The organism is Streptomyces sp. NPDC057877 (assembly GCF_042796855.1).
GTDB lineage: Bacteria > Actinomycetota > Actinomycetes > Streptomycetales > Streptomycetaceae > Streptomyces.
Genome location: NZ_JBHVMS010000008.1, coordinates 471,214 through 492,957, shown reverse-complemented (window position 1 = coordinate 492,957; position 21,744 = coordinate 471,214). Strand labels below are relative to the sequence as shown.

Genomic DNA, 21,744 nt, shown 5'->3' with positions numbered 1-21,744 from the left:
GCAGCCCGCCACCGGACCGAACCCCCGGCGCACCCGAACCGCCGCGTCAGCGGACGGTGCCCCGCTCCTCCCCCGAGTCCTTCCGCACCGGCGTCCGCGACAGGAACAGCCCGAACACCGGCGGAGTGGCCTGGAGCATCTCCAGTCGCCCGCCGTCCGCCTCGGCGAGGTCGCGGGCGACCGCCAGCCCGATGCCGGTGGAGTTGCGGCCGCTGATCGCCCGCTCGAAGATCCGCGCGCCCAGGTCGGCGGGGACGCCGGGCCCCTCGTCGGTCACCTCGATGACGGCCTGGTTGCCGGTGACCCGGGTGCGCAGCGCGACCGTGCCGCCGCCGTGCATCAGGGAGTTCTCGATCAGCGCTGCCAGCACCTGGGCGACCGCCCCCGGCGTGCCCACGGCGTGCAGGTGCCGTTTGCCGGAGCTGACGATGGCGCGGCCCGCGCTGCGGTAGGCGGGGCGCCACTCGGCGAGCTGCTGCTGGATGACCTCGTCGATGTCGAAGGTGACGGCGGAACCGGTGCGCGGGTCGCGGGAGTTGGTCAGCAGCCGCTGCACGACGTCCGTGAGGCGTTCCACCTGCGCCAGCGCGATGGTCGCCTCCTCCTTCACGGTGTCCGGGTCGTCGGTGAGGGTGATCTCCTCCAGGCGCATGGACAGCGCGGTCAGCGGGGTGCGCAGTTGGTGGGAGGCGTCGGCGGCGAGCCGTCGCTCGGCGGTGAGCATCCGGCCGATGCGCTCGGCGGAGGCGTCCAGGACGTCGGCGACGCGGTCCAGCTCGGGGACGCCGTAGCGGCGGTGGCGGGGGCGCGGGTCGCCGGAGCCGAGGCGTTCGGCGGTCTCGGCGAGGTCGGTGAGCGGGGAGGCGAGCCGGTTGGCCTGGCGTACCGCGAGCAGTACGGCGGCGATCACGGCCAGCAGGGCGACGGCACCGATGATCAGCAGGGTGCGGGCGACCTCCCGGGTGACCGCCGAGCGGGGCTCCTGGACGGTGACCGTCTCACCCTCCTCGCCGGTGCGGGTGGCCTCGATGACATCGCCGCCGGGCTTGTCGCCGACCTCGATCGGGGCGCGGTCGGGGATGCGGATGACGGCGTACTGGTCGCCGCCGAACTGGTCGCCGAGCAGTTCGGGGGTGATCTTCTCGGCGGCGAGGATCCGGCTGTCGACGATGCTCGCCAGCCGGACCGCCTCGGACTCCACCCGCTCCTGGGCGCTGGCGGTGATGGTCCGGGTCTCCACGATGACGAGGGAGACGCCGAACACGGCGATCACCACGAGCACCACGGCGAGCGTGGACTGGATCAGTCGGCGGCGCATGTCCCTCGTACCAGCCCGGTGCTAGCTCTTCTCGAAGCGGAAGCCCACTCCGCGCACGGTGGCGATGTACCGCGGGTTGGCGGCGTCGTCGCCGAGCTTCTTGCGCAGCCAGGAGATGTGCATGTCGAGGGTCTTGGTCGACGACCACCAGGTGGTGTCCCAGACCTCGCGCATCAGCTGGTCGCGGGTGACGACCCGGCCCGCGTCCCGCACCAGGACCCGCAGCAGGTCGAACTCCTTGGCGGTGAGCTGGAGTTCCTCCTCGCCCATCCAGGCGCGGTGCGACTCCACGTCGATGCGCACGCCGTGCGTGGCGGGCGGCTGCTGGGGTTCGGCGGCACCACGCCGCAGCAGGGCCCGGACCCGGGCGAGGAGTTCGGCGAGGCGGAACGGCTTGGTGACGTAGTCGTCGGCGCCCGCGTCGAGGCCCACGACGGTGTCCACCTCGTCGGCGCGGGCGGTCAGGATCAGGATGGGCACCGTGTGGCCCTCGGCGCGCAGCCGGCGCGCCACCTCCAGGCCGTCCATGCCGGGCAGGCCGAGGTCGAGCACGACCAGGTCGATGCCGCCCTGCAGGCCCGCGTCGAGCGCGGTGGGTCCGTCCTCACGTACCTCGACCTCGTAACCCTCCCGGCGCAGTGCGCGGGCCAGTGGCTCCGAGATGGACGCGTCGTCCTCGGCGAGCAGTACACGGGTCATGGGGTGATGGTAGTCCGCTGCCGATGACTGCCGGGTGATGATCGCGGACCTCGGATTCTCACCCTCCGCTTACCGTGCCCTTCCCTTTGCGTGCTACTGACGCAAACCTGGGTCCGTAAGGTGAGAGCGTGGGTAGGCCTTGGAAAGCCGTCCCGCGGTTCCCTCAATTCCTGTGATCCATCTCTCAAGTCCTTCCATATCCGGCAGTGTCGTGGCGTATGGTGATGGGACGCCTGTAGCACCGCGGGGACCTTTGGCGACGCACGACGGATGTGCGCGCCGAGGGTCTTCTTTGTGTGCGCTGGAAGGAACGACCCCCCACCGGGCGCGCCGCGCTCCACGCGCGTCCCGACAGCAAGGAACGACCATGGCGTCCAGCCTCGCGAAGGACTCGGTCAGTCCGGGCACCCCCGGTTCCGAGAAGTCCTTCTTCGGCCACCCCCGCGGACTGGCCACTCTCTTCATGACCGAGATGTGGGAGCGGTTCTCCTACTACGGCATGAGGGCCCTGCTCCCGCTGTACCTCGTCGCACCCGGCGGGCTGCACCTCGACGCGGCCACCGCGACCGCGATCTACTCCGTGTACGTGTCGCTGGTCTACCTGCTGGCGATGCCGGGCGGCTGGTTCGGCGACCGGGTCTGGGGCCCGCGCAAGACCGTCGCCGTCGCGGGCGCGGTCATCATGCTCGGCCACCTCACGCTGGCGCTGCCCGCCTCGGGCACCTTCTACGCCGGTCTCGGTCTGGTCGCCATCGGCTCGGGCCTGCTGAAGGCCAACATCTCCACGATGGTCGGCCACCTCTACGACGGCCCGGACGACCCGCGCCGCGACGGCGGCTTCACCGTCTTCTACATGGGCATCAACCTCGGCGCGTTCGCCGCGCCGCTGGTGATCGGCACCATCGGTGAGAACGTCAACTGGCACCTGGGCTTCGCGCTCGCCGCGCTCGGCATGGCGCTCGGCCTCGTGCAGTTCCTGCTGGGCAGCCGCCACCTGGCCGCCCACTCCAGCGTCGTACCGAAGCCGCTGACCACCGCCGAGAAGTCGAGCACCCTGCGCAAGGCGGCCGTCTGGGCCGGTATCGCGGTCGTCTTCTACGCCATCGTCGGCTTCTCCGGCGCCTACACCCTGAACTGGATCCTGGTCCCGCTGACCCTGCTCGGTGTGATCATCCCGGTGATGGTGCTGGTCAACATCAAGCGCGACAAGGAGCTGGACCGCGCCGAGCAGTCGAAGATGTCCGCGTACATCTGGTTCTTCGTCGCCGCGGCCGTCTTCTGGATGATCTACGACCAGGGTGGCTCCACCCTGTCGATCTTCGCGGACTCCTCCGCCGACAACAGCGTCCTCGGCTGGGAGTTCCCGGTCTCCTGGTACCAGTCGGTCAACCCGGTCCTGATCATGGCGCTGGCCCCGGTCTTCGCCTGGTTCTGGCTGGCGCTGAACCGGCGCGGCAAGGAGCCGAGCACGATCGTGAAGTTCGCCTCCGGTCTGGTGCTGGTGGGTGCCTCCTTCTTCCTCTTCCTGGCCCCGCTGTCGATCGCCGAGGGCGGTCACAAGGCGGCGGCGATGTGGCTGGTCGCGATCTACTTCACGCAGACCGTCGGTGAGCTGCTGCTCTCCCCCGTCGGCCTGTCCGTCACCACCAAGATGGCGCCCGCCAAGTACGCCTCCCAGATGATGGGCGTCTGGTTCCTGGCCGTCACCGCCGGTGACGCCACGACCGGTCTGCTCTCCATCGCGGGCGTCGACCTCAACAAGACCGGCATCGTCGCCATGGAGGCCACGCTCGCCGTGGTCGCCGGTGTCGCGGTCTGGATGTACCGGGGCAAGGTCAAGGAGCTGATGGGCAGCGTCCGCTGACCCACGCCCGGACCCGCTGAACGCAAGGGCCGCCGCATCCGAGGGGGATGCGGCGGCCCTTCGCCACGCGGTCAGCGCGGGCGCCTGCGCGGCAGGAAGGTGAAGATCGCCGCGCCCAGGAGCAGGGCCGTGCCCGACACCAGGGCCAGGGCCTTGAGGGCGGCGTGGTCGTCGGCGCCGGTCTCGGCGAGGCCGCCGCCGGTCGAGGCTCCTGCGGCCGAGCCCCCCGAACTGCCCGAGCCGCCCGAGCCGCCCGAGGCGCCGCTCGCCTGCTCGGTGGTGTCGAGGGTGAGCGAGACGGCCGTCTCGGACGGGGTGCAGGTGGTGGTCGTGCCCAGGGCCTCCACCGTCAGCACGCCCGGTGACAGGGTGGACCTCCCGCTGGCGCCCGGCCGGTAGGTGCCGGTGAGGTCGGGGATCTCGATCGGGTCGCCCGCCTTGACGGGCTCCGCGTTCGTGGGCCCCTCCACCCGTACGGTGCCCCGGTCGGCGCCGCCCAGCACCACCTCCATGGACGGCTTGACCGAGTCCGCCGGGATCTCGGCGGGGCTGTCCATGACCGACTTCCCGAACCGTACGGTCAGTGCGAAGCTGCCGCCGTCCTTGCGGGCGTCGATGCGCACGGGCGAGGTGGCCTCGCGGTCGCCGATCGGTGTCTTGCAGGCGTAGGGGACCTGGACCTCACGGCCGGTGAAGTCGGTCTGGCCGCCGCCGCCCGTGTCCGAGGGGGAGGGTGTCGCGGTATCGGTGGGGGTGCCCGTGGGCGTCTCCGTGGGGGTCCCGGTCGGGGTCGGCGTGCCGCTCCCTCCCCCGTCCGTCACCTTGATGGTCGCCGCGGGCCCCACCGCCTCCGTCGGCGCGCACTTGGTGTCCGTGGAGATCGGTTTGTCGACGTTGATGTCGTACGCGTCCGGCGTCAGCGTCACCTCACCGGCCGCCGTCAGCTTCAGCCTGCCCGTCATGTCGGACAGCTTCATGTCGCTGTTCTTGGGGATCGGCGGATTCCGCCGCGGCCCCTCCATCGCGATGTCCCCGGTCTGCGCGCCGCCCGCCTTCAGTGTCCCGGTCGGTTTGACGGTGTCCTGCTCCAGATCGAGGACGTCGGGGTTCTTCGACGCCGCCTGCGCGAACTTCCAGACGATCTCCACCTCGTCGCCGACCTCGGCCTGCGCGGGCGCGGTGATCTCCACCCGCGTGGTGCCCTGCACCGGCGGCAGCCCGGAGATGGCGGGCGGTATGCACTCCGTCGCGTACGACACCTCCGCGGCCTGCGCGGGCCCCGCCGCCAGACCGAGCCCGCCGAGCAGCAGGGCGACCCCCGCCGCGCAGGCCCCGCCCCGTCTGGCGGCCGGTGCGACTCTCCTTCGCTCACTCACGTGGGTCCCTTCCTGGTGGGGGTGGTGCGGGATGTCGGAGGGCCGTCCGCGGGGCCCGGAGCCCGGTCAGGGGTGAACCAGGGCAGCGTCGGGGCCGGTTGGTGCGCGGGCGGCGGCTCGGCGGGGCGCTTCACGGGCAGCCGTCGGGCCAGCCCGGGGAACCGGGGGAGGCGCGGGAGGCGCGGGAGGCGCGGGCCCGCGATGCGCGTCCGGGGCGGCCGTACCCGGTCCACGACCGCCATCCCGGCGCGGAACAGCGCGGCCGGGACGACCAGGCACACCAGCACCCAGAACAGGGTCACGCCCCAGGGGCGGCCGACCCGCCACGGCTGCTCGGCGAGCACCTTCCCGCCGTACTTCAGGGAGACGGTGTAGTCGCCGTGTGCCCCGCCGGTCAGCTCGACCGGCAGCCGGATCCGGGTCTTGCGGCCGGGGGCGAGGGTGCCGCGCCACTGGCGTTCGTCCCACTGCGGCGCGAACACGCCGTGCGCGGAGCCGACCTGGAAGACGGGGTTGCGCACGGGCTCGGTGCCGATGTTGCCGACGGTGAGGACCAGTTCGCGGGTGGGCGGCGCGCCGAACCAGGTCAGCAGCCCGCTGGAGCCGTCCAGGCGGGTGTCGTCGAGCACCGACAGCCGCCCCCCGGCGGCCTCCGCGGGCAGCGGCTCGACCGCGTGCCCGGCGACCTGGAAGACGGCGTCGGCCATGGCCTTCGGCCCGGTCACGGTCGCCACGTGCACCACGCACGGACACGGCACGGGCGGCTCGGCGACCGGCAGCCGCCCGCGGAACCGGCCCTCGGCGTCGGTGGTGACGGCCCGCCCGTCGGCGTTGGCACAGGAGTTGGTGCCGCCGGGCACGCCCCTGGACGGCACGGACTGCCCGCAGATCAGGATCATCAGCAGCGCGCGACCGCGCCAGCCGTCACCGGTGACGGTAAGGGAACCCCCGGTCCCGGCCTGCGACTTGGAGAGCCTGACGGTGGGCCGGTCATCGGCGGCCAGGGCGGTGGGCACGCCCGGCAGCAGCAACAGCAGGGCGATCAGTACGACGGCCCGCCTCATGACGCCACCTCTCCCGTCCACTCACCGCCGGTCGTACGACGCCTGCGACGCCGTACGGCGAGACCGGCGCCGACCGCCGCCAGCACTCCGGCCGCCCCGGCGCCCTCGCGCCAGGGCACGAACCGCGCCGACACGCGTGCCGTGTCCCGGGCGCCACCCGCGGCGGTCACCGTCAGGGTCACGTCCACGGCGTCCAGGGCGGGCCGGTCGGGCCAGGGCTCGCTGAGCTTCAGGCGGTGGCCCGGGGGGAGTTCGACGGGGAGGGCGCGCGGGGCGCGGTCCAGGAGCGGGCCGAGGACGCCGTCCGCGCGGACGGCGAGCCGGGGGACGAGGACGGTGGTGCCGCGGTTGACCAGTTCGTAGCCGATGCGGTCGGCGTGCACCCTCACCCGCTCGACGGTGAGCGCGGCAAGGGCCGGTCCGGTGACGCGCAGATGGACGCTGAGGGAGCGGGTGCGGCCGGTGCCGTCGCGGGCGGTGAGGGTGGCCCGGCGTACGCCGGGGGGCGCGTCCTGCGGGACGGTGACCGTGAAGGGGATCTCGGCGCGGGTGCGGGCGGGCACGCGCACGCCGGTGTCGGCGAGGGCGACGGGGGCGGCGCCGGTGCCGCGCAGCCGTACGGTCACCGGGTGCGTGGCCGGGTTGGTCAGGGTCACGGAGTCCCGCAGGACGGCGCCCGGGGGCCCCTCGGCGTAGGCGGTGGGGCGTTGGTCACCGGAGGGTGCCAGGGTCCACCCGTCACCGTCACCGTCGGCGGCGGTGGCGGGAGCGGCGCCGAGGACGACCAGGACGGGCAGCAGTGTGAGGACGGTGCGGGCGGTGGTCGGCATCGGCGGCTCCCGTGCTCGTACGGACGTCTGGTACGGACGTCAGCGGCGGGCGCGGGCCGCCTGGTTGCGGCGCGTCAGCCACAGGGCTCCGGCCGCGCCCGTGAGCAGGACGGTGCCGCCGAGGGTGCCGAGGGCGAGGGCGTCGTCCTCGGGTCCGGTCTGCGGGAGCTGGGCGCCGTCGGTACCGCCGGTGCCGCTTCCGGACCCGCCCGTGGAGCCGCCGCCCCCGCCGGACGCGGTGACGTCGAGGGTGAGGGACGGGCCGGGGTCCCTGGTGGGGGTGCAGGTCGTGGTCGTACCGAGCGCCTTGATGGTGAGCACGCCCGCCGTGAAGGTGACCTTGCCGGTCTTCTTGGGGGTGTACGTCCCGCTCAAGTCACTGATCTTTATCGGGGTGTTTGCGGGAACCGCCTCCTGGTTGGCGGGGCCGGTGACGGTCATGGTCCCGCTGTCGGCGCCGCCCAGCCTGATCGTGGCGCTCGGGTTCATCGCGCCCTTGCCGAGTTCGACGGGGCTGGAGGAGACGCCCTTCTGCCAGGACATCGTGATCTTGTACCCGGAACCGCTCCTGGTGCCCTCGATGTCGATGGGCGAGACGGCCCCCTTGTCGCCGATCGGCGTCTTGCACTGGTAGTCGACGTCCACCACGTCGGCCCGGGCCCCGGGCGCGGCCGTCAACACCGCCGCCCCGGCCATCGCCGCGACGGACACGAGCGCGGCACTGCGGTTCCGTTTCGTCCGGTAGGACACGATTGCCCCTCCGTCCCCTGTTTTCCTGACGGCACATCAGATCGGCCGTCAAGGTACGCCCGGGCACCGGAGGAAGGAAGAGACAGGGTGTGGTGGAAGCGTGGGGATGCGGGGGGTCGGGGGCTGGCGGGCCGCACGCACGGGTGGACCGGCACCCCGAGGCAACCGCCCGGACACCGGCCGTCGCTACGCCGGTGCCGCCAGCTCCGCCCACACCGTCTTGCCGGCGACCCCGGGGGAGCGCACCACGCCCCAGTCCAGGCAGAGCCGCTGCACGATGAACATGCCGTGGCCGCCGGGGCGGCCCGCGCGGTGGGGGGTGCGGGGGGCTGGCTGGCCCGTGCCGCGGTCGGAGACCTCGATGCGGATCATCTTGTTGTCGCAGGCGATCTGGAGCCGCTCCGGCCCCTCGGCGTGCAGACAGGCGTTGGTGACCAGCTCGGAGACGACGAGCAGCACGTCCTCGGCGACGGCCCGCTGATCCGCGGAGGCGGCGGGCAGCCAGCCCCACGCGTGCAGCGCCTGCCGGGCGAAGTCGCGCGCCAGCGGTACGACGCCGCTCTCGCCGCCGAGGCTCAGCCTGCGGACCTGACGCCCCGCGGACGCCCCGGAAGCGCCGCTGGGCTCAGGGCCGCGGTCGCCCGGCGGGTAGGGCCGGGTGGTGCTCATCAGCGCTTCACCTCACCGATTCACCGGTTCACGTTTCACAAGTCACTACAAGGTCGACCACTGCCCAGTGTCAGTGCTCAAGGTTCGGGTCCGGTCACTGCCCAGTGTCAGGGTGTCTTCTGCCCGAGCGGACCGGGGGAACACCCCCCTTCCGCCGCGAACGCCACCGGGGCCGAAAAGCGCAGGCCACCGTGGGCGAAACGGGTCAGGGGCAAGGGGTGCGGGCCCATCCGGGCGCCGCGCGGGCGGGGGCACAGGGTGAGCCCGGCACACGGGGTCAGCCGGCGTCGTCGGCGAGGGCGTCCTCGACCGTGTCATGGACCGAGAACACCGCGTCGGCCCCCGTGATCTCAAACACACGCGCCACCACCGGCAGCATCGCCGCCAGATGCACCCCACCACCGGCCGCCTCGGCCTTCAGCCGGGCACCGAGGAGCACATTGAGCCCCGTGGAGTCGCAGAACTCCAGCCGTGAGCAGTCGATGACGAGGCGGCTGAGCCCTTTGGCGAGGCATTCGTCGAGCGGCTCGCGCAACAGGTCGGCGGTGTGGTGATCCAGCTCACCCGCCGGGGTCACGACGGCACTAGAGCCCGCTTCCCGCACCTCCACCAGAAGCCGGCCCGACTGTGCGCTGCCGACCGTCCCGTGGTCCATGCCGTCTCTCTCCCGAGGTCGTGGCTGCTTGACTGACGCCCTCGAACACTACGCCTTCCTCACACACTCCGACCACCGAACATCCGCCCACAATCGGACATTTCCCCACAGAACGCACTTGCGGCGGGCTCGGGAAAGCGGGTAGGGCTAGTAAGGACACGTAATCCGACACGGCCGGCTTTGGAGGCGCCGCACACCGCAGTGCACGTATTGGCTTCGGCAGCCATATGCCGAGAACGATGGAGGACATCATGTCACCCCGGCTCGACGCATCGCATACCCAGAGGGCGACGTCGGCATCCCCTTCGGACCACCCGGACCCCGCCTCGTCCGTCGACACCCACGAGGTCGGCCAGGACCACGGACTCGCCGCGCACACCGACCCCACCGGTCACGGTCACGACGACGACGTACTCGCCGGACTTCCGGAGATCCCCCCGTACGACGAAGTGGCTCCCGTCGACGCACGGGCCCTTTCCAAGACCCTCTTCGAGCGGCTGGAGTCCCTCGAGGAAGGCACCCACGAGTACTCGTACGTCCGCAACACGCTCGTCGAACTCAACCTCGCCCTGGTCAAGTTCGCCGCCTCCCGCTTCCGCTCCCGCAGCGAGCCGATGGAGGACATCATCCAGGTCGGCACGATCGGCCTGATCAAGGCGATCGACCGCTTCGAACTCAGCCGTGGCGTCGAGTTCCCGACCTTCGCCATGCCTACCATCATCGGCGAGATAAAGCGTTTCTTCCGTGACACCTCGTGGTCCGTGCGGGTACCGCGGCGCCTCCAGGAACTCCGGCTCGACCTGGCCAAGGCCGGTGACGAACTGGCCCAGAAGCTCGACCGCGCCCCGACGGTCGGCGAACTGGCCGAGCGGCTCGGCATCTCCAACGACGAGGTCGTGGAGGGCATGGCCGCCTCCAACGCGTACACCGCCAGCTCGCTGGACGCCCAGCCCGAGGAGGACGACTCCGAGGGCGCCCTCGCGGACCGCATCGGCTACGAGGACCACGGGCTCGAAGGCATCGAGTACGTCGAGTCGTTGAAGCCGCTGATCGCCGAACTGCCCTCCAGGGACCGCAAGATCCTGTCCCTGCGCTTCGTCGCCAACATGACCCAGTCCGAGATCGGCGACGAACTGGGCATCTCCCAGATGCATGTGTCCCGCCTGCTCTCCCGGACCCTGGTGCGCCTGCGCAAGGGGCTGACCGTCGAGGAGTGACCTCCGTCGTCCGGGGGCGGCCCGCGCGGCCGTCCCCGTCATGGCGAACAGGTCACCCGGAGCGCGTTGTTACCGGCGGATACATCTTTCCTCCCGAGCCCCCGTCCACCACTATGGGCCCCCCAAACTGGCCGGTACGTCAGGAGGCGGGGCGATGGCTCGGGGGGACGGCGACCGCGCGGAGTACGCGGGGGTGTCCGACGCACGGCTCACCGAGCTGCTGCGCGGCGCCCCGCCCACCGCCTTCACGGCGCTCCAGGAACTCCGCGCCCGCCACCAGGAGGCCACCCTCGCCTACGCCCGCCTGTGCACCGCGGGCGAGTCCGGGGCCCGGCAACTCGCCGCCCAGGCCTTCACCCTGGCGGCCCGCCGCACCGCGCGGGGCACCGATCCGGGAGAACCCTGGCGTCACCACCTGCTCCTGACGGCCGGTGAGATCGCGGCCCAGTGGGCGGCGGACGACCGTTCCGCGGGACTCGACGCCGGGCTGCTGCTCGTCCTGAGCACGGCGGGCCCGGGCGCCCCGGTGCCGCCGATGCTCGCCGCGTTCCGTTCCCTGCCCTCCCGGGCCAGGGGGCTGGTCTGGTACGGCGTACTGGACCGGGAGCCCACCGACCGCGCGGCCACCCTGCTCGGCCTCCTCCCGAAGGACGTGGCGTACGACACCGCCCCGGCGCTCCAGGCACTGGGCCGGGCCTGTCTGCGCTCCCGGCTGGCCGCCTCCGACGACCCGAGCTGCCCGGACTTCCAACGGCTGATCGAGGAGTCGGTACGGCCGGACGGTCCACGCCACAGCGCCGACCTGACCGCCCACATGGCGCACTGCGCGCACTGCGCCACGGCGTACGAGGAACTGTCCGCCCTGCGCGACAGCCCGCACACCGCGCTGGCGGAGGGGCTGCTGCCGTGGGCGGGGGCGGGGTACGCGCGGCGGGAGAGGCCCGCTGTGACCGGGGCGGACACCGGCGCGAGGGCGTCGGGACGGGGCGGGCCGATACTGGGCATATCTGCACGAGATGCGTCGGAACGGTACGTTTCGGTACGGGGTGCGTCGATGCCGGACACTTCGGTCCGGGATACGTCGATACGGGGCGCTTCGATACGGGACGTGGGCCTCGACCGTACGTGGCCCCCGTCGCGCCGTTTCGCGCTGGCCTCGGCCGCCCTCGGCGTCGCGCTCGCGCCGCTGCTGGTGCTGCTGATGTCGCCGGACGGCCCCGACGCCGAGCGCACCGCGCAGCCGGTGACGCCGTCGCCGGTCCCCTCCGTGGTGACGACGACGGCGCCGGTCCCCGCCACCCCGACGCCGTCCCCGTCCCCCTCCCCCACGCGAAGTCCGAGCCCGGCCCCGAAGCCGACGACGCCCCGCCCCTCCCCCACCACCCCACCACCCCCGGCGTTCCACCCCCCGGGCGCCGCCTACGCCCAGGTCGTGAACGTCTCCTCAGGCCGCTGTCTGGACATCCCCGGCCGCATCGAGAAGGGCGCGGACGTCAGCAGCGCCCCCTGCGACTCCTCCCGCACCCAGCGGTGGCGGGTCGACGTGGCGCGCGGGGTCGTGCAGTCGGCCGCCGATCCGGAGTTCTGCCTGGACAGCCGGGGTTCGGTGGAGCGGGGCGTGGGGGTGTGGCCGTGCGGCTCGGTCGAGGGCCGCAACGGACAGAACCTGAGGTTCGCGGTCGACGACCAGGGCCGGATCCGCCCCGCCATCGCCATCGGGACCGCCGTGACACCGGCGGACAGCGGCTACGGGCTGTGGCTGAAGCCGCTGGACGGCGACGCGGAGCAGCGCTGGCGGGCCGGACCGGCGTGAGCGTCAGACCTCGCGCCGCCCCTTGCGCCACACCTGCGACACCAGCGGCACCCCCGGCCGGTAGGCGAGGTGCACATGGCTCGGGGCGTCGAGAACGACCAGGTCGGCGCGGGCGCCGACGCCGAGACGGCCGATGTCCGCGCGCCGCAGCGCCGCCGCGCCGCCCGCGGTGGCCGACCAGACCGCCTCGTCCGGGGTCATGCCCATGTCCCGCACGGCGAGCGCGACGCAGAACGGCACCGACGAGGTGTACGACGATCCCGGGTTGCAGTCGGTGGACAGCGCGACGGTGACGCCCGCGTCGAGGAGGCGGCGGGCGTCCGGCCACTCGGCCCGGGTGGAGAACTCGGCGCCGGGCAGGAGCGTGGCGACGGTACGGCCGCTGGCGAGGGCGTCGACGTCCGCGTCCGTCAGATGGGTGCAGTGGTCGGCGCTGGCGGCGTCGAGTTCGACGGCGAGCTGCACGCCGGGGCCGTAGGAGAGCTGGTTGGCGTGGATGCGCGGGTGCAGGCCCTTGGCCTTCCCGGCGGTGAGGACGGCACGGGCCTGGTCGCCGTCGAAGGCGCCCTTCTCGCAGAAGACGTCGATCCAACGGGCGTACGGGGCACAGGCGTCGAGCATCTCGCCGGTGACCAGGGCGACATAGGCGGCCGGGTCGTCGGCGAGGTCGGGGGAGACGATGTGCGCGCCGAGGTAGGTGACCTCGTCGGTGTGCGCGGCGGCGACGCGCAGGGCGCGGGCCTCGTCCTGGACGGTCAGGCCGTAGCCGGACTTGGTCTCGAAGGTGGTGGTGCCCTGGCGCAGGGCCTCGGCGAGGTGGCGGGTGAGGTTGCGTTCGAGGTCGTCGTCACTGGCGGCGCGGGTGGCGGCGACGGTGGTGCGGATGCCGCCCGCGCTGTAGGGGCGGCCGGACATCCGGGCGTTGAACTCGGCGGTGCGGTCGCCCGCGAAGAGCAGGTGGGAGTGGGAGTCGACGAAGCCGGGGAGGACGGCCCGGCCGCCGACGTCGACCCGATTGTCAGTGGCGGGTGCTTTGCTTGATTCACCGGTCCACGTGACGTGGTCGCCTTCGATGACGACGGCCGCGTCCTGGATCAGACCGAGGGGGGATCCGTCACCGAGGGAGGGGTCGTTGGTGACCAGCGTGGCGATGTTGGTGATGGCAGTGCTGCTCATGGCGGCATCCTCGTGGCTGGCCGGTCGGGTGGCGGTCGTCAGGCGCGCAGGGCTTCGATCGCCCGCGCGAGTGCTCGCGGCACATCGGGTACGAGGGTGTGGGCCCCGTCGCGCACGACGTGCCGCCCTCCCACGATCGTGTGCCGTACGTCCGCTGCCGTCGCGGCGAATACGGCCGTCTCGGCGCCGAGCCGTGGCAGTGGCCCCGCTGTTCTGACCGAGTCGAGGGCGATGGTCGTCAGGTCGGCCCGGGCGCCCGGTTCGATGGTCCCGGCGTCGGGCCAGCCGAGGGCGGCGTGGCCGTCGGCGGAGGCCGCGCGCAGCAGGGCCGCCGCTGTCCAGTGACCCCGGGTGCGGGTGCGCAGGCGCTCGTTCAGCTCCATCGCGCGGGCCTCTTCGAACGGGTCGATGACGGCGTGGCTGTCGGAGCCTAGGGAGAGCGGGGAGCCCGCCCGCTGGAGGGCTGCGGCCGGTCCGATGCCGTCCGCGAGGTCCCGTTCGGTCGTCGGGCACATGCAGGTGCCGGTGCCGCTGCCGCCGATCAGGGCGATGTCCTCGTCCGTGAGGTGCGTGTTGTGGACGCCGGTGGTGCGGGGGCCGAGCACGCCGTGGTCGGCGAGGAGCCGGGCGGGTGTGCGTCCGTGGGCGGCCCGGCAGGCGTCGTTCTCGGCGGTCTGCTCGGACAGGTGCACATGCAGCGGGGCCCGCCGCTCCTCGGCCCAGCGCGCCACGGTGGCGAGCTGGTCGGCGGGCACGGCCCGCACGGAGTGGATCGCCGCCCCGATCCGTACGTGATCCCGTTCCTTGAGAACTGCACAGCGTTCCGCCCAGGCGTCGGCCGTGCCGTCGGAGAAGCGGAGCTGATGGGTGCTGGGTGGCTGCCCGAAGCCGGAGGACAGGTAGCAGGTGTCGAGGAGGGTGATGCGGATCCCGGCTTCGGCGGCGGCCGCGACCAGGGCTTCGCCCATGGCGTTGGGGTCGGCGTAACGGGTGCCGCCGGGGGCGTGGTGGAGGTAGTGGAACTCGCCTACGGCGGTGATCCCGGCGAGGGCCATCTCGGCGTACACCGCCCGGGCCAGCGCGTGGTAGCTCTCGGGGGTGAGCCGGTCGGCGGTGTGGTACATGACCTCGCGCCACGTCCAGAAGGTCCCGGAGCCGACCTGCGCGGTGCCGCGCAGGGCGCGGTGGAAGGCGTGCGAGTGGGCGTTGGCGAGCCCGGGAAGCGTCAGCCCGCGCAGGATCTCGGCGCCGGGCGGCGGGGCGGGGGTCTCCTCGCGGACGGCGGCGACACGCCCTTCGGCGACCTCCACGACCACGCCCGGCTCCACGTGGTCGCCGAGCCAGGCGTACTCCAGCCAGTAGGTCGCGTGGGTCACCTGCGGACCAGTCCTTCCAGCGCGTCGGCGAGGGCGAGCACCCCGGCGACGCAGTCGTCCTCGGTCGCGGACTCGGCGGGCGAGTGGGAGACGCCGGTGGGGTTGCGCACGAACAGCATGGCGGTCGGGACGGTCCCGGAGAGGATCCCGGCGTCGTGTCCGGCGCCCGTGCCGAGGACGGGGACCTTGAGGCCGGTGTCGTGGCCGAGGACGCGGGCCAGCTCGTCGCGCAGGGCGTGGTCGAACTCGACGACGGGGGTGAAGGACTCGCGGACCACGTCCAGGTCGACGCCGTGCGCCGCCGCGTGGTCGCGGGCCGCCTGTTCGACGCCGGTCACGACGGTGTCGAGGGTGTCCTGGTCGGCGGCGCGGGAGTCGAGCCAGCCGCGGACCAGGGAGGGGACGGCGTTGACGCCGTTCGGCTCGACGGCGATCTTGCCGAAGGTCGCGACGGCGCCGACGAGCCGTGCCTCGCGCCGGGCGGCGAGCACGGTCTCGGCGTACGGCAGCATGGGGTCTCGGCGGTCCGCGAGCCGGGTCGTCCCGGCGTGGTTGGCCTCGCCCCGGAAGTCGAACCGCCAGCGTCCGTGCGGCCAGATGGCGCTCGCCAGGCCGACCCGGTCGCCGGACAGGTCCAGCGCGCGGCCCTGCTCGACGTGGAGTTCGACGAAGGCGCCGATGCGGGCGAGCCGCTCGGGGTCCGGTCCGATGGCGTCGGGGTCGTACCCGGCCGCTTCCATGGCCTGCGGCAGGGTGACCCCGTCGCCGTCGGTGAGCCGGTGCGCCTGCTCGACGGTGAGGTGCCCGGCGGCCAGCCGGGAGCCGACGCAGGCGAGGCCGAAGCGGGCGCCCTCCTCGTCCCCGAAGTTGACGATGCCGAACGGCTTGGCGAACCGCGCTCCCCTGCGGCGCAGTTCGTCCAGCGCGGCGAAGGCGGACACGACGCCGAGCGGTCCGTCGAAGGCGCCGCCGTCGGGCACGGAGTCGAGATGCGACCCGGTGACGACGGCGTCCCCGGCGGCCGGGTCGCCGAGCCAGGCCCACTGGTTGCCGTTCCGGTCGGCCTCGTAGGCGAGACCGCGCCCTTCCGCCTGCTCCCGGAACCAGGCCCGGCACTCGGCGTCGGCGCCCGTCCAGGCGTAGCGGCGGTAGCCGCCGGAGGCGGAGCTGCGGCCGACCGGCAGCAGCTCCGCCCACATGCGCTGGAAGTTCACGCGCCGTCACCCTCACGCATCGGCACCCGCACGCCCCGCTCCCCCGCCACCGACTCCGCGATGTCGTACCCGGCGTCGACGTGCCGGATGACGCCCATGCCGGGGTCGTTGGTCAGCACGCGCCGGATCTTCTCGCCCGCCAGCGCGGTCCCGTCGGCCACCGTCACCTGTCCGGCGTGGATGGACCGTCCCATCCCGACGCCGCCACCGTGGTGGATGGACACCCACGACGCCCCGGACGCCACGTTGACCATCGCGTTCAGCAGCGGCCAGTCGGCGATCGCGTCGGAGCCGTCGAGCATGGCCTCGGTCTCCCGGTAGGGAGAGGCGACGGAGCCGCAGTCGAGGTGGTCGCGGCCGATGACGATCGGCGCGGACAGCTCACCGGAGGCGACCATGTCGTTGAACCGCTCACCGGCCCGGTCGCGCTCCCCGTAGCCGAGCCAGCAGATGCGCGCGGGCAGCCCCTGGAAGTGCACCCGCTCCCCGGCCATCCTGATCCACCGGGCCAGGGACTCGTTCTCGGGGAACAGCTCCAGGATCGCCTTGTCGGTCTTGGCGATGTCGGCGGGGTCGCCGGACAGCGCCGCCCAGCGGAAGGGGCCCTTGCCCTCGCAGAAGAGGGGCCGGATGTAGGCGGGGACGAAGCCGGGGAAGGCGAAGGCCCGGTCGTATCCGGCGAGCTGGGCCTCGCCGCGGATGGAGTTGCCGTAGTCGAAGACCTCCGCACCGGCGTCCTGGAAGCCGACCATGGCCTCGACGTGCCGGGCCATCGACTCCCGGGCCCGCACGGTGAACCCGGCCGGGTCCTTGGTGGCGGCGTCGGCCATGTCCTCGAAGGGGATGCCGACCGGGAGGTAGGCCAGCGGGTCGTGGGCCGAGGTCTGGTCGGTGACGATGTCGATGGGCGCGCTCATGGCGAGGAGCCGGGGGACCAGTTCGGCGGCGTTGCCGAGGACGCCGATGGACAGCGGGCGCCGGGCGTCACGGGCCTCGACGGCGAGCTGGAGGGCGTGGTCGAGGGAGTCGGCGCGGACGTCGAGGTAGCGGTGCTCGATGCGCCGCTCGATGGCGCGCGGGTCGCAGTCGACGCAGAGGGCGACGCCGTCGTTCATCGTCACGGCGAGGGGCTGGGCGCCTCCCATGCCGCCGAGTCCGGCGGTGAGGGTGATGGTCCCGGCGAGGGTGCCGCCGAACTTCTTGGCGGCGACGGCGGCGAACGTCTCGTAGGTGCCCTGGAGGATGCCCTGGGTGCCGATGTAGATCCAGGAACCGGCGGTCATCTGCCCGTACATGGTCAGGCCGAGGGCCTCCAGGCGGCGGAACTCCTCCCAGTTGGCCCAGTCGCCGACGAGGTTGGAGTTGGCGATCAGCACGCGCGGGGCCCATTCGTGGGTCTGCATGACGCCGACGGGGCGACCGGACTGGACGAGCATGGTCTCGTCCTGCCTGAGGGTCTTCAGGGTCCGCACCATCGCGTCGAAGGAGCGCCAGTCGCGGGCCGCCTTGCCGGTGCCGCCGTAGACGACGAGCTTGTCCGGGTGCTCGGCGACCTCCGGGTCCAGGTTGTTCTGGAGCATCCGCAGGGCGGCCTCCTGCTGCCATCCCAGGGCGCTCGGTTCCGTACCGCGCGGGGCCCGCACAGAACCAGAGGGCGACCCGTAGGGCCTCGTATGAGGGTGGCGGGGTCCTGACATGGTCTGCCTCCCGGTTGTTGCCGACTCTATTCACATCCTGGCCGGATGAATAGAGCTAGTCAACACGGGGGGCGCACACACGCACGTCGAGTACGCGGGGCCGCTGCGGGAGACGGTGCCCAGCACGGCACGGCGGTGGCGCCCGGCCGAGGTCGTGGCGGGTTCCGGAGGAGCCCGCACCTCGCCTCGTCACGAACGGCGCTGCGACGCCCTCAGGGGTGCCGGGAAACTGCGCGACAGGCCACGACGCACCCGCAGCCGCCCGACAGCGCCTACCGGCAGGAACAGCCCCGCGCCGTCGGTCAGACCAGCGCCGCCGACTTGCGCCTCCGGCCGCCCGGGCTCGCGTCGCCCGCCCCGATGCCCGTGCCGCGGTAGGTCTTGACCGCCTTGCCCGCCGGGTTGCCGCCCCAGCGGTCGAGCCAGTCCACGCGCACCCACAGCAGCGCGTCCTCGGCCCGCTCCCGGCGGCCGAGCCACGTGGCCTTCAGCCACAGCCCCACCCCGGCGCCCGCCAGCACCATGCCACCGGCGGCCGGGACGGCGAACGCGCTGCCGAGGGCGGCGAGGAAGGCGAGCAGGAGCCACCAGCGGTGACCACGGCGCCAGTTGCGGGCGGTGACCGCGCGGTCCTGGAGGATGTCGTTGCGCCCCGCGCGGGTGGCGCCCTTCGACAGCGCGGCGTACCGCTTGCGGCGCGGCAGCCCCACCAGGGCGGCCACGACGATGAACAGGGCCGCTCCCGCGAGCACCCCGATGCGGCGCCCGGTGATCCCCGGCACCGCCACACCGATCCCGGCCGCGACCACGCCCAGCCACCACATCGGCGCCGCCCCGGCCCGTACGACGACCGCCACCCGAGCCAGTCCCTGACCTCCGCGTGCCACGATCCGCCTCCTCGTCGCCTTGGCACATCTGACATGTGCACAATTCCGTCGGGCAGGCAGATTAGCGAGCGAACGTGAGACACGTCTGAGAAAGACGCGACCCCGGGTCACTCCACGAACAGGTTCCGCGCCGCCGCCCGTGCGTCGAACTCCTCCAGTCGGGCCTGCGCGTCCGGCAGGTCGTCGCACATCGCCTCCAGCAGGACCCGGCCGAGCAGCATCGGCGCGCAGGCGGTGTCGAAGGCGAGGCCGGTGCCCACGGCGGCGGGCAGCAGCAGGTCGGAGGCCTTGGCGACGGGCGCGAAGGCGGAGTCGGCGACGGTGACGACGGTCAGCCCGGCCTCCTTGGCGTAGCCGAGGGTGTCGAGCACCTCGCGCGGGTGCCGGGGCAGGGCGAAGCACAGCAGCGCGGAGGCACCCGCGCGGACGGCGGCGTCGATCCGGTCGTGGATCATCGTGCCGCCCTCGTTGAGCAGGCGGACGTCGGGGTGGACCTTGGCGGCGAAGTAGGCGAAGCCGTACGCCTGGGCGGCTGCCGCGCGCAGTCCGAGCACCGGCAGCGGGCGGGAGGCGGCGAGCAGCGCGCCCGCGCGGCGCACGGGCCGGGGGTCGGCGAGGAGTCCGGCGAGGTGGCGCAGGTTCTCGATCTCGGCCTCGACGGCCTGCTGGTAGGCGTTGTACGGCGTGGCCGGTGCCGTCCGCTCGGCGGGCGCGACCTCGCGCAGGTGTCGGCGCAGGGCCGGGTAGCCGTCGAAGCCGAGGGCGACGGCGAAGCGGGTCACCGAGGGCTGGCTGACCCCGGCGAGTTCGGCCAGTTCCACGCTGGACAGGAAGGGCACGTCGGCGGCGCGGCGGACCATGCTGTGGGCGATGCGCCGCTGGGTCGGCGTGAGCCGCTGTCCCTCGAAGATCGCCTGGAGCCGCGCGGCGGGGCTCTCGGCGGGGTTGGTGTCACGGCTCTCCGTGCCGTTCATGGTGTGGTGCTCCCCCTGTAGATGTCCGTGAACCGGTCCAGCAGCCGGGCCGCGGCCGTCACGTCGTCCGTGAGCGGGCGGTCGGCCCAGTCCGCGTCGAGGACCTGCTCGGCCAGCGCCAGCGCCCGTCCGACCGGCAGTTCCGGGTCCGGCCGCAGCTCGCGCTGGCGCAGTGCCCGTACGGCGACGACGAGTTCGCAGCCGACGACCAGCCGGTAGGCGGCGCAGGCGCGCAGCGTCTGACGGGCGGCGAGCGAGGCGAAGCTGGCCTGTTCCTCGATGCCCCGGGAGAGTACAGCGTGGCCGAGGGAGGCGGGCGCGGAGCAGGCGCGCAGGTCGCCGAGGGCCGCGGCGGCGGAGTACTCCAGGATCATCACGCCGGACGCGGCCGGTTCCTGGTCGGCGAGGAAGGGGCGCAGCCGGGTGAAGGAGGGCTCGTTGAGGGTGGAGAGCCGGGCCGTGGACAGCCGGGCGACCTGCATCAGGGCGAGCCGGAAGTGGTCGAGGGCGAGGGCGAGCTGCGCCTGGAAGAAGCCGCCGTGGTGGTAGGCGGCCTGGTCGTCGACGGAGATGAGGGGGTTCTCGGCGGCGGCGTTGACCTCGACGGCGATGACCTCCTCCAGGGTGTCGGCGGCGTCGAGGGCGGGGCCGTGGATCTGGGGCAGGCAGCGGAAGCCGTACGGGTCCTGGATCCGGCCCAGCGGCGGGTGCGGCCGGTCGGCGGCACCGATCAGGGCGCGCATGCGGCGGGCGGCCTCGGTGCTGCCGCGGTGCGGGCGGGCGGTGTGCACGGGGGCGGCGTAGGGCTCGTGGGAGCCGTCGACGGCGAGCAGGGACAGCGCGGCGACGACCTGGGTGGCGGCGAGCAGCCCGCGCAGTTCGTGCAGGGCGAGCGCGGCCTGGCCGAGGGTGAGGGCGTTGCTGCTGATCAGGGCGAGGGCGTCGTTGTTGTCCAGCGGCTGCGGGTGCGGGGCGCCGGTGCCGCGCCAGGGGTGTTCACCGGCGAGGGCGAGGCCCATCTGGGCGAGGGCGGCGATGTCGCCGGTGCCGACGGAGCCGTACTCGTTGACGACGGGGTGGGCGCCGTTCTCCAGCGCCTCGCACAGCGCGGTGACGACGCTGGGCCGCAGCCCGGCGCCGCCCGCGAGGATCTGGTTGGCGCGTATGGCGAGCATGGCGCGGACCTGCCGGGCGGGCAGTTCCTCCCCGATGGCCCCGGCGTGACTGCGCAGCAGCCGCAGCCCGTGTCCGGCGGCGGCCTCGGTCGGCACGGGCACGGAGCGGTTGGCGCCGACGCCGGTGGAGCGGCCGTAGACCCTGCCGGTCGCGGCGAGCTGCCGGGCGGCGTGCCAGGATGCCCCGGCCCGGCGCATCCCGTTCGCGTCCGGCACCGGGCGCGCGGCCCCGTCGGCGAGCCGTACGACGTCCTCGACGCCGAGTCCGGCGCCGTCGAGGACGACGACCGCGGGGGCCCGCGCGGTGAGCGTCCCCGGCCCGTCCACCCCCTGCACCGTCCGAGCAGTCACAGCCCCGCAACCCCTCTCCGCCCCACACCCCATTCACTTCAGCGCAACTCTGCATGGAGTCATGCAGCCGGGCAAGCGGAACAGGGGACACCGGGCGCGGGGCGTCCCGTACGGGACGCCCCCGGGAAACACGGGGGCTAACCCCAGTGCGGCCGTTCTTCCCGCTTCCTACCGTGGGGACATGAGCGGAATGGATGCGCGGGACGCCGAGCTGAAGAAGGAACTGGACGCCACCTTGCGGGCGCGCCGGGACCTGGGCGAGGAATACGACTCCGCGCTGGTCGAGTCCTTCCTGGAGAAGGTCGACCAGCGCATGGACGCCACGGTGGAGCGCCGCGTGCGGCGGCAGCTCGCCGAGCAGCAGATGGTGGTGGCCCGGGACTCCCGGTCGCCGCGGCCGACGGACACCTGGGGCGAGCGGTTCGGCTTCGCCATCGTCTCGCTGGTGCTGGCCGTGCCGCTGTCCGCGATCGGCGGCGGCGTCGCGGACCTGCCCGGGCTGCTGGTGGCCTGGGCCGGGATCGTCGGCGTCAACGTCGTACAGGCGGTGCGCACCAACCCGGGCCTGTTCGGCCGCCGCCGCGGCGGCCGACGTGACGACGACGCCTGGGAGGACTGAGAGCCCTCCGCGGGAGGCGG

Annotated in this window: 19 protein-coding genes; 4 read left to right on the top strand and 15 right to left on the bottom strand. The window is 73.2% G+C overall.

Annotated elements, in window-relative coordinates:
• Positions 1-46: 46 nt before the first annotated feature.
• Together ACFVQG_RS26430 and ACFVQG_RS26425 are read right to left on the bottom strand one after the other, a co-directional pair.
• Positions 47-1,318 carry an ATP-binding protein gene (locus ACFVQG_RS26430; RefSeq protein WP_383387980.1) on the bottom strand — a complete coding sequence of 424 codons (1,272 nt, stop codon included), beginning with the start codon at positions 1,316-1,318 and terminating at the stop codon, positions 47-49.
• A gap of 21 nt (positions 1,319-1,339) precedes the next feature.
• Entirely contained in the window at positions 1,340-2,017 is a 678-nt protein-coding gene (locus tag ACFVQG_RS26425; RefSeq protein ID WP_383387978.1) for a response regulator transcription factor, read from the bottom strand.
• A 367-nt stretch (positions 2,018-2,384) separates the two neighbouring features.
• Between ACFVQG_RS26425 and ACFVQG_RS26420 the strand changes: the two genes are divergently transcribed.
• Entirely contained in the window at positions 2,385-3,881 is a 1,497-nt protein-coding gene (locus ACFVQG_RS26420) for an oligopeptide:H+ symporter (RefSeq protein ID WP_383387976.1), read from the top strand.
• A gap of 71 nt (positions 3,882-3,952) precedes the next feature.
• Here ACFVQG_RS26420 and ACFVQG_RS26415 read toward each other — a convergent pair whose 3' ends face one another.
• The 6 genes from ACFVQG_RS26415 to ACFVQG_RS26390 form a co-directional block, all read right to left on the bottom strand.
• Positions 3,953-5,257 (bottom strand): hypothetical protein, encoded by a 1,305-nt coding sequence (locus ACFVQG_RS26415; RefSeq protein WP_383387974.1) that lies wholly within the window; start codon positions 5,255-5,257, stop codon positions 3,953-3,955.
• Positions 5,254-6,321: a hypothetical protein gene (locus ACFVQG_RS26410; RefSeq protein WP_383387972.1), complete on the bottom strand. Its 1,068-nt coding sequence runs from the start codon at positions 6,319-6,321 to the stop codon at positions 5,254-5,256. Before ACFVQG_RS26410 ends, ACFVQG_RS26415 begins: the two co-directional genes overlap by 4 nt.
• Positions 6,318-7,151, bottom strand: a complete 834-nt coding sequence (locus tag ACFVQG_RS26405) for a hypothetical protein (protein ID WP_383387970.1) — start codon at positions 7,149-7,151, stop codon at positions 6,318-6,320. Before ACFVQG_RS26405 ends, ACFVQG_RS26410 begins: the two co-directional genes overlap by 4 nt.
• Positions 7,152-7,190: 39 nt before the next feature.
• Positions 7,191-7,847 (bottom strand): LPXTG cell wall anchor domain-containing protein, encoded by a 657-nt coding sequence (locus tag ACFVQG_RS26400; protein WP_383388127.1) that lies wholly within the window; start codon positions 7,845-7,847, stop codon positions 7,191-7,193.
• 240 nt (positions 7,848-8,087) lie between these two features.
• Positions 8,088-8,570, bottom strand: coding sequence for an ATP-binding protein (locus ACFVQG_RS26395; RefSeq protein ID WP_383387968.1), 483 nt, complete (start codon positions 8,568-8,570; stop codon positions 8,088-8,090).
• A gap of 277 nt (positions 8,571-8,847) precedes the next feature.
• Positions 8,848-9,225, bottom strand: coding sequence for an STAS domain-containing protein (locus tag ACFVQG_RS26390; RefSeq protein WP_383387966.1), 378 nt, complete (start codon positions 9,223-9,225; stop codon positions 8,848-8,850).
• 239 nt (positions 9,226-9,464) lie between these two features.
• Here ACFVQG_RS26390 and ACFVQG_RS26385 point away from each other — a divergent pair, with 239 nt between their 5' ends.
• Together ACFVQG_RS26385 and ACFVQG_RS26380 are read left to right on the top strand one after the other, a co-directional pair.
• Positions 9,465-10,442, top strand: coding sequence for an RNA polymerase sigma factor SigF (locus ACFVQG_RS26385; protein WP_383387964.1), 978 nt, complete (start codon positions 9,465-9,467; stop codon positions 10,440-10,442).
• Between the two features lie 154 nt (positions 10,443-10,596).
• Positions 10,597-12,255 carry a ricin-type beta-trefoil lectin domain protein gene (locus ACFVQG_RS26380; RefSeq protein ID WP_383387962.1) on the top strand — a complete coding sequence of 553 codons (1,659 nt, stop codon included), beginning with the start codon at positions 10,597-10,599 and terminating at the stop codon, positions 12,253-12,255.
• Between the two features lie 3 nt (positions 12,256-12,258).
• Here the strand turns inward: ACFVQG_RS26380 and hutI are convergent, their stop codons facing one another.
• The 7 genes from hutI to ACFVQG_RS26345 all read right to left on the bottom strand — a co-directional run bounded on the left by hutI (position 12,259) and on the right by ACFVQG_RS26345 (position 21,081).
• Entirely contained in the window at positions 12,259-13,431 is a 1,173-nt protein-coding gene (hutI, locus tag ACFVQG_RS26375; RefSeq protein WP_383387960.1) for an imidazolonepropionase, read from the bottom strand.
• 38 nt (positions 13,432-13,469) lie between these two features.
• Complete coding sequence (locus ACFVQG_RS26370; RefSeq protein ID WP_383387958.1) at positions 13,470-14,807, bottom strand: formimidoylglutamate deiminase; 1,338 nt, start codon at positions 14,805-14,807, stop codon at positions 13,470-13,472.
• Complete coding sequence (locus tag ACFVQG_RS26365) at positions 14,804-16,021, bottom strand: allantoate amidohydrolase (protein ID WP_383387956.1); 1,218 nt, start codon at positions 16,019-16,021, stop codon at positions 14,804-14,806. The genes ACFVQG_RS26370 and ACFVQG_RS26365 overlap by 4 nt, the downstream gene beginning before the upstream one ends.
• Positions 16,018-17,718, bottom strand: a complete 1,701-nt coding sequence (hutU, locus tag ACFVQG_RS26360; protein ID WP_383387955.1) for a urocanate hydratase — start codon at positions 17,716-17,718, stop codon at positions 16,018-16,020. Before hutU ends, ACFVQG_RS26365 begins: the two co-directional genes overlap by 4 nt.
• A gap of 302 nt (positions 17,719-18,020) precedes the next feature.
• Positions 18,021-18,605 carry a hypothetical protein gene (locus tag ACFVQG_RS26355; RefSeq protein ID WP_383387953.1) on the bottom strand — a complete coding sequence of 195 codons (585 nt, stop codon included), beginning with the start codon at positions 18,603-18,605 and terminating at the stop codon, positions 18,021-18,023.
• Positions 18,606-18,712: 107 nt separating this feature from the next.
• Positions 18,713-19,579 (bottom strand): MurR/RpiR family transcriptional regulator, encoded by an 867-nt coding sequence (locus tag ACFVQG_RS26350; protein WP_383387951.1) that lies wholly within the window; start codon positions 19,577-19,579, stop codon positions 18,713-18,715.
• Positions 19,576-21,081, bottom strand: coding sequence for an aromatic amino acid ammonia-lyase (locus tag ACFVQG_RS26345; RefSeq protein ID WP_383388125.1), 1,506 nt, complete (start codon positions 21,079-21,081; stop codon positions 19,576-19,578). Before ACFVQG_RS26345 ends, ACFVQG_RS26350 begins: the two co-directional genes overlap by 4 nt.
• A gap of 214 nt (positions 21,082-21,295) precedes the next feature.
• Between ACFVQG_RS26345 and ACFVQG_RS26340 the strand changes: the two genes are divergently transcribed.
• Complete coding sequence (locus ACFVQG_RS26340) at positions 21,296-21,724, top strand: hypothetical protein (RefSeq protein WP_383388123.1); 429 nt, start codon at positions 21,296-21,298, stop codon at positions 21,722-21,724.
• The last annotated feature ends 20 nt before the right edge of the window (positions 21,725-21,744 follow it).

Bases quoted from the DNA above. Each gene is read 5' to 3' on its own strand.
- ACFVQG_RS26430 (WP_383387980.1), bottom strand. From the start codon at position 1,318: ATGCGCCGCCGACTGATCCAGTCCACGCTCGCCGTGGTGCTCGTGGTG.
- ACFVQG_RS26425 (WP_383387978.1), bottom strand. From the start codon at position 2,017: ATGACCCGTGTACTGCTCGCCGAGGACGACGCGTCCATCTCGGAGCCA.
- ACFVQG_RS26420 (WP_383387976.1), top strand. From the start codon at position 2,385: ATGGCGTCCAGCCTCGCGAAGGACTCGGTCAGTCCGGGCACCCCCGGT.
- ACFVQG_RS26410 (WP_383387972.1), bottom strand. From the start codon at position 6,321: ATGAGGCGGGCCGTCGTACTGATCGCCCTGCTGTTGCTGCTGCCGGGC.
- ACFVQG_RS26405 (WP_383387970.1), bottom strand. From the start codon at position 7,151: ATGCCGACCACCGCCCGCACCGTCCTCACACTGCTGCCCGTCCTGGTC.
- ACFVQG_RS26400 (WP_383388127.1), bottom strand. From the start codon at position 7,847: ATGGCCGGGGCGGCGGTGTTGACGGCCGCGCCCGGGGCCCGGGCCGAC.
- ACFVQG_RS26395 (WP_383387968.1), bottom strand. From the start codon at position 8,570: ATGAGCACCACCCGGCCCTACCCGCCGGGCGACCGCGGCCCTGAGCCC.
- ACFVQG_RS26390 (WP_383387966.1), bottom strand. From the start codon at position 9,225: ATGGACCACGGGACGGTCGGCAGCGCACAGTCGGGCCGGCTTCTGGTG.
- ACFVQG_RS26385 (WP_383387964.1), top strand. From the start codon at position 9,465: ATGGAGGACATCATGTCACCCCGGCTCGACGCATCGCATACCCAGAGG.
- ACFVQG_RS26380 (WP_383387962.1), top strand. From the start codon at position 10,597: ATGGCTCGGGGGGACGGCGACCGCGCGGAGTACGCGGGGGTGTCCGAC.
- hutI (WP_383387960.1), bottom strand. From the start codon at position 13,431: ATGAGCAGCACTGCCATCACCAACATCGCCACGCTGGTCACCAACGAC.
- hutU (WP_383387955.1), bottom strand. From the start codon at position 17,718: ATGTCAGGACCCCGCCACCCTCATACGAGGCCCTACGGGTCGCCCTCT.
- ACFVQG_RS26350 (WP_383387951.1), bottom strand. From the start codon at position 19,579: ATGAACGGCACGGAGAGCCGTGACACCAACCCCGCCGAGAGCCCCGCC.
- ACFVQG_RS26340 (WP_383388123.1), top strand. From the start codon at position 21,296: ATGGATGCGCGGGACGCCGAGCTGAAGAAGGAACTGGACGCCACCTTG.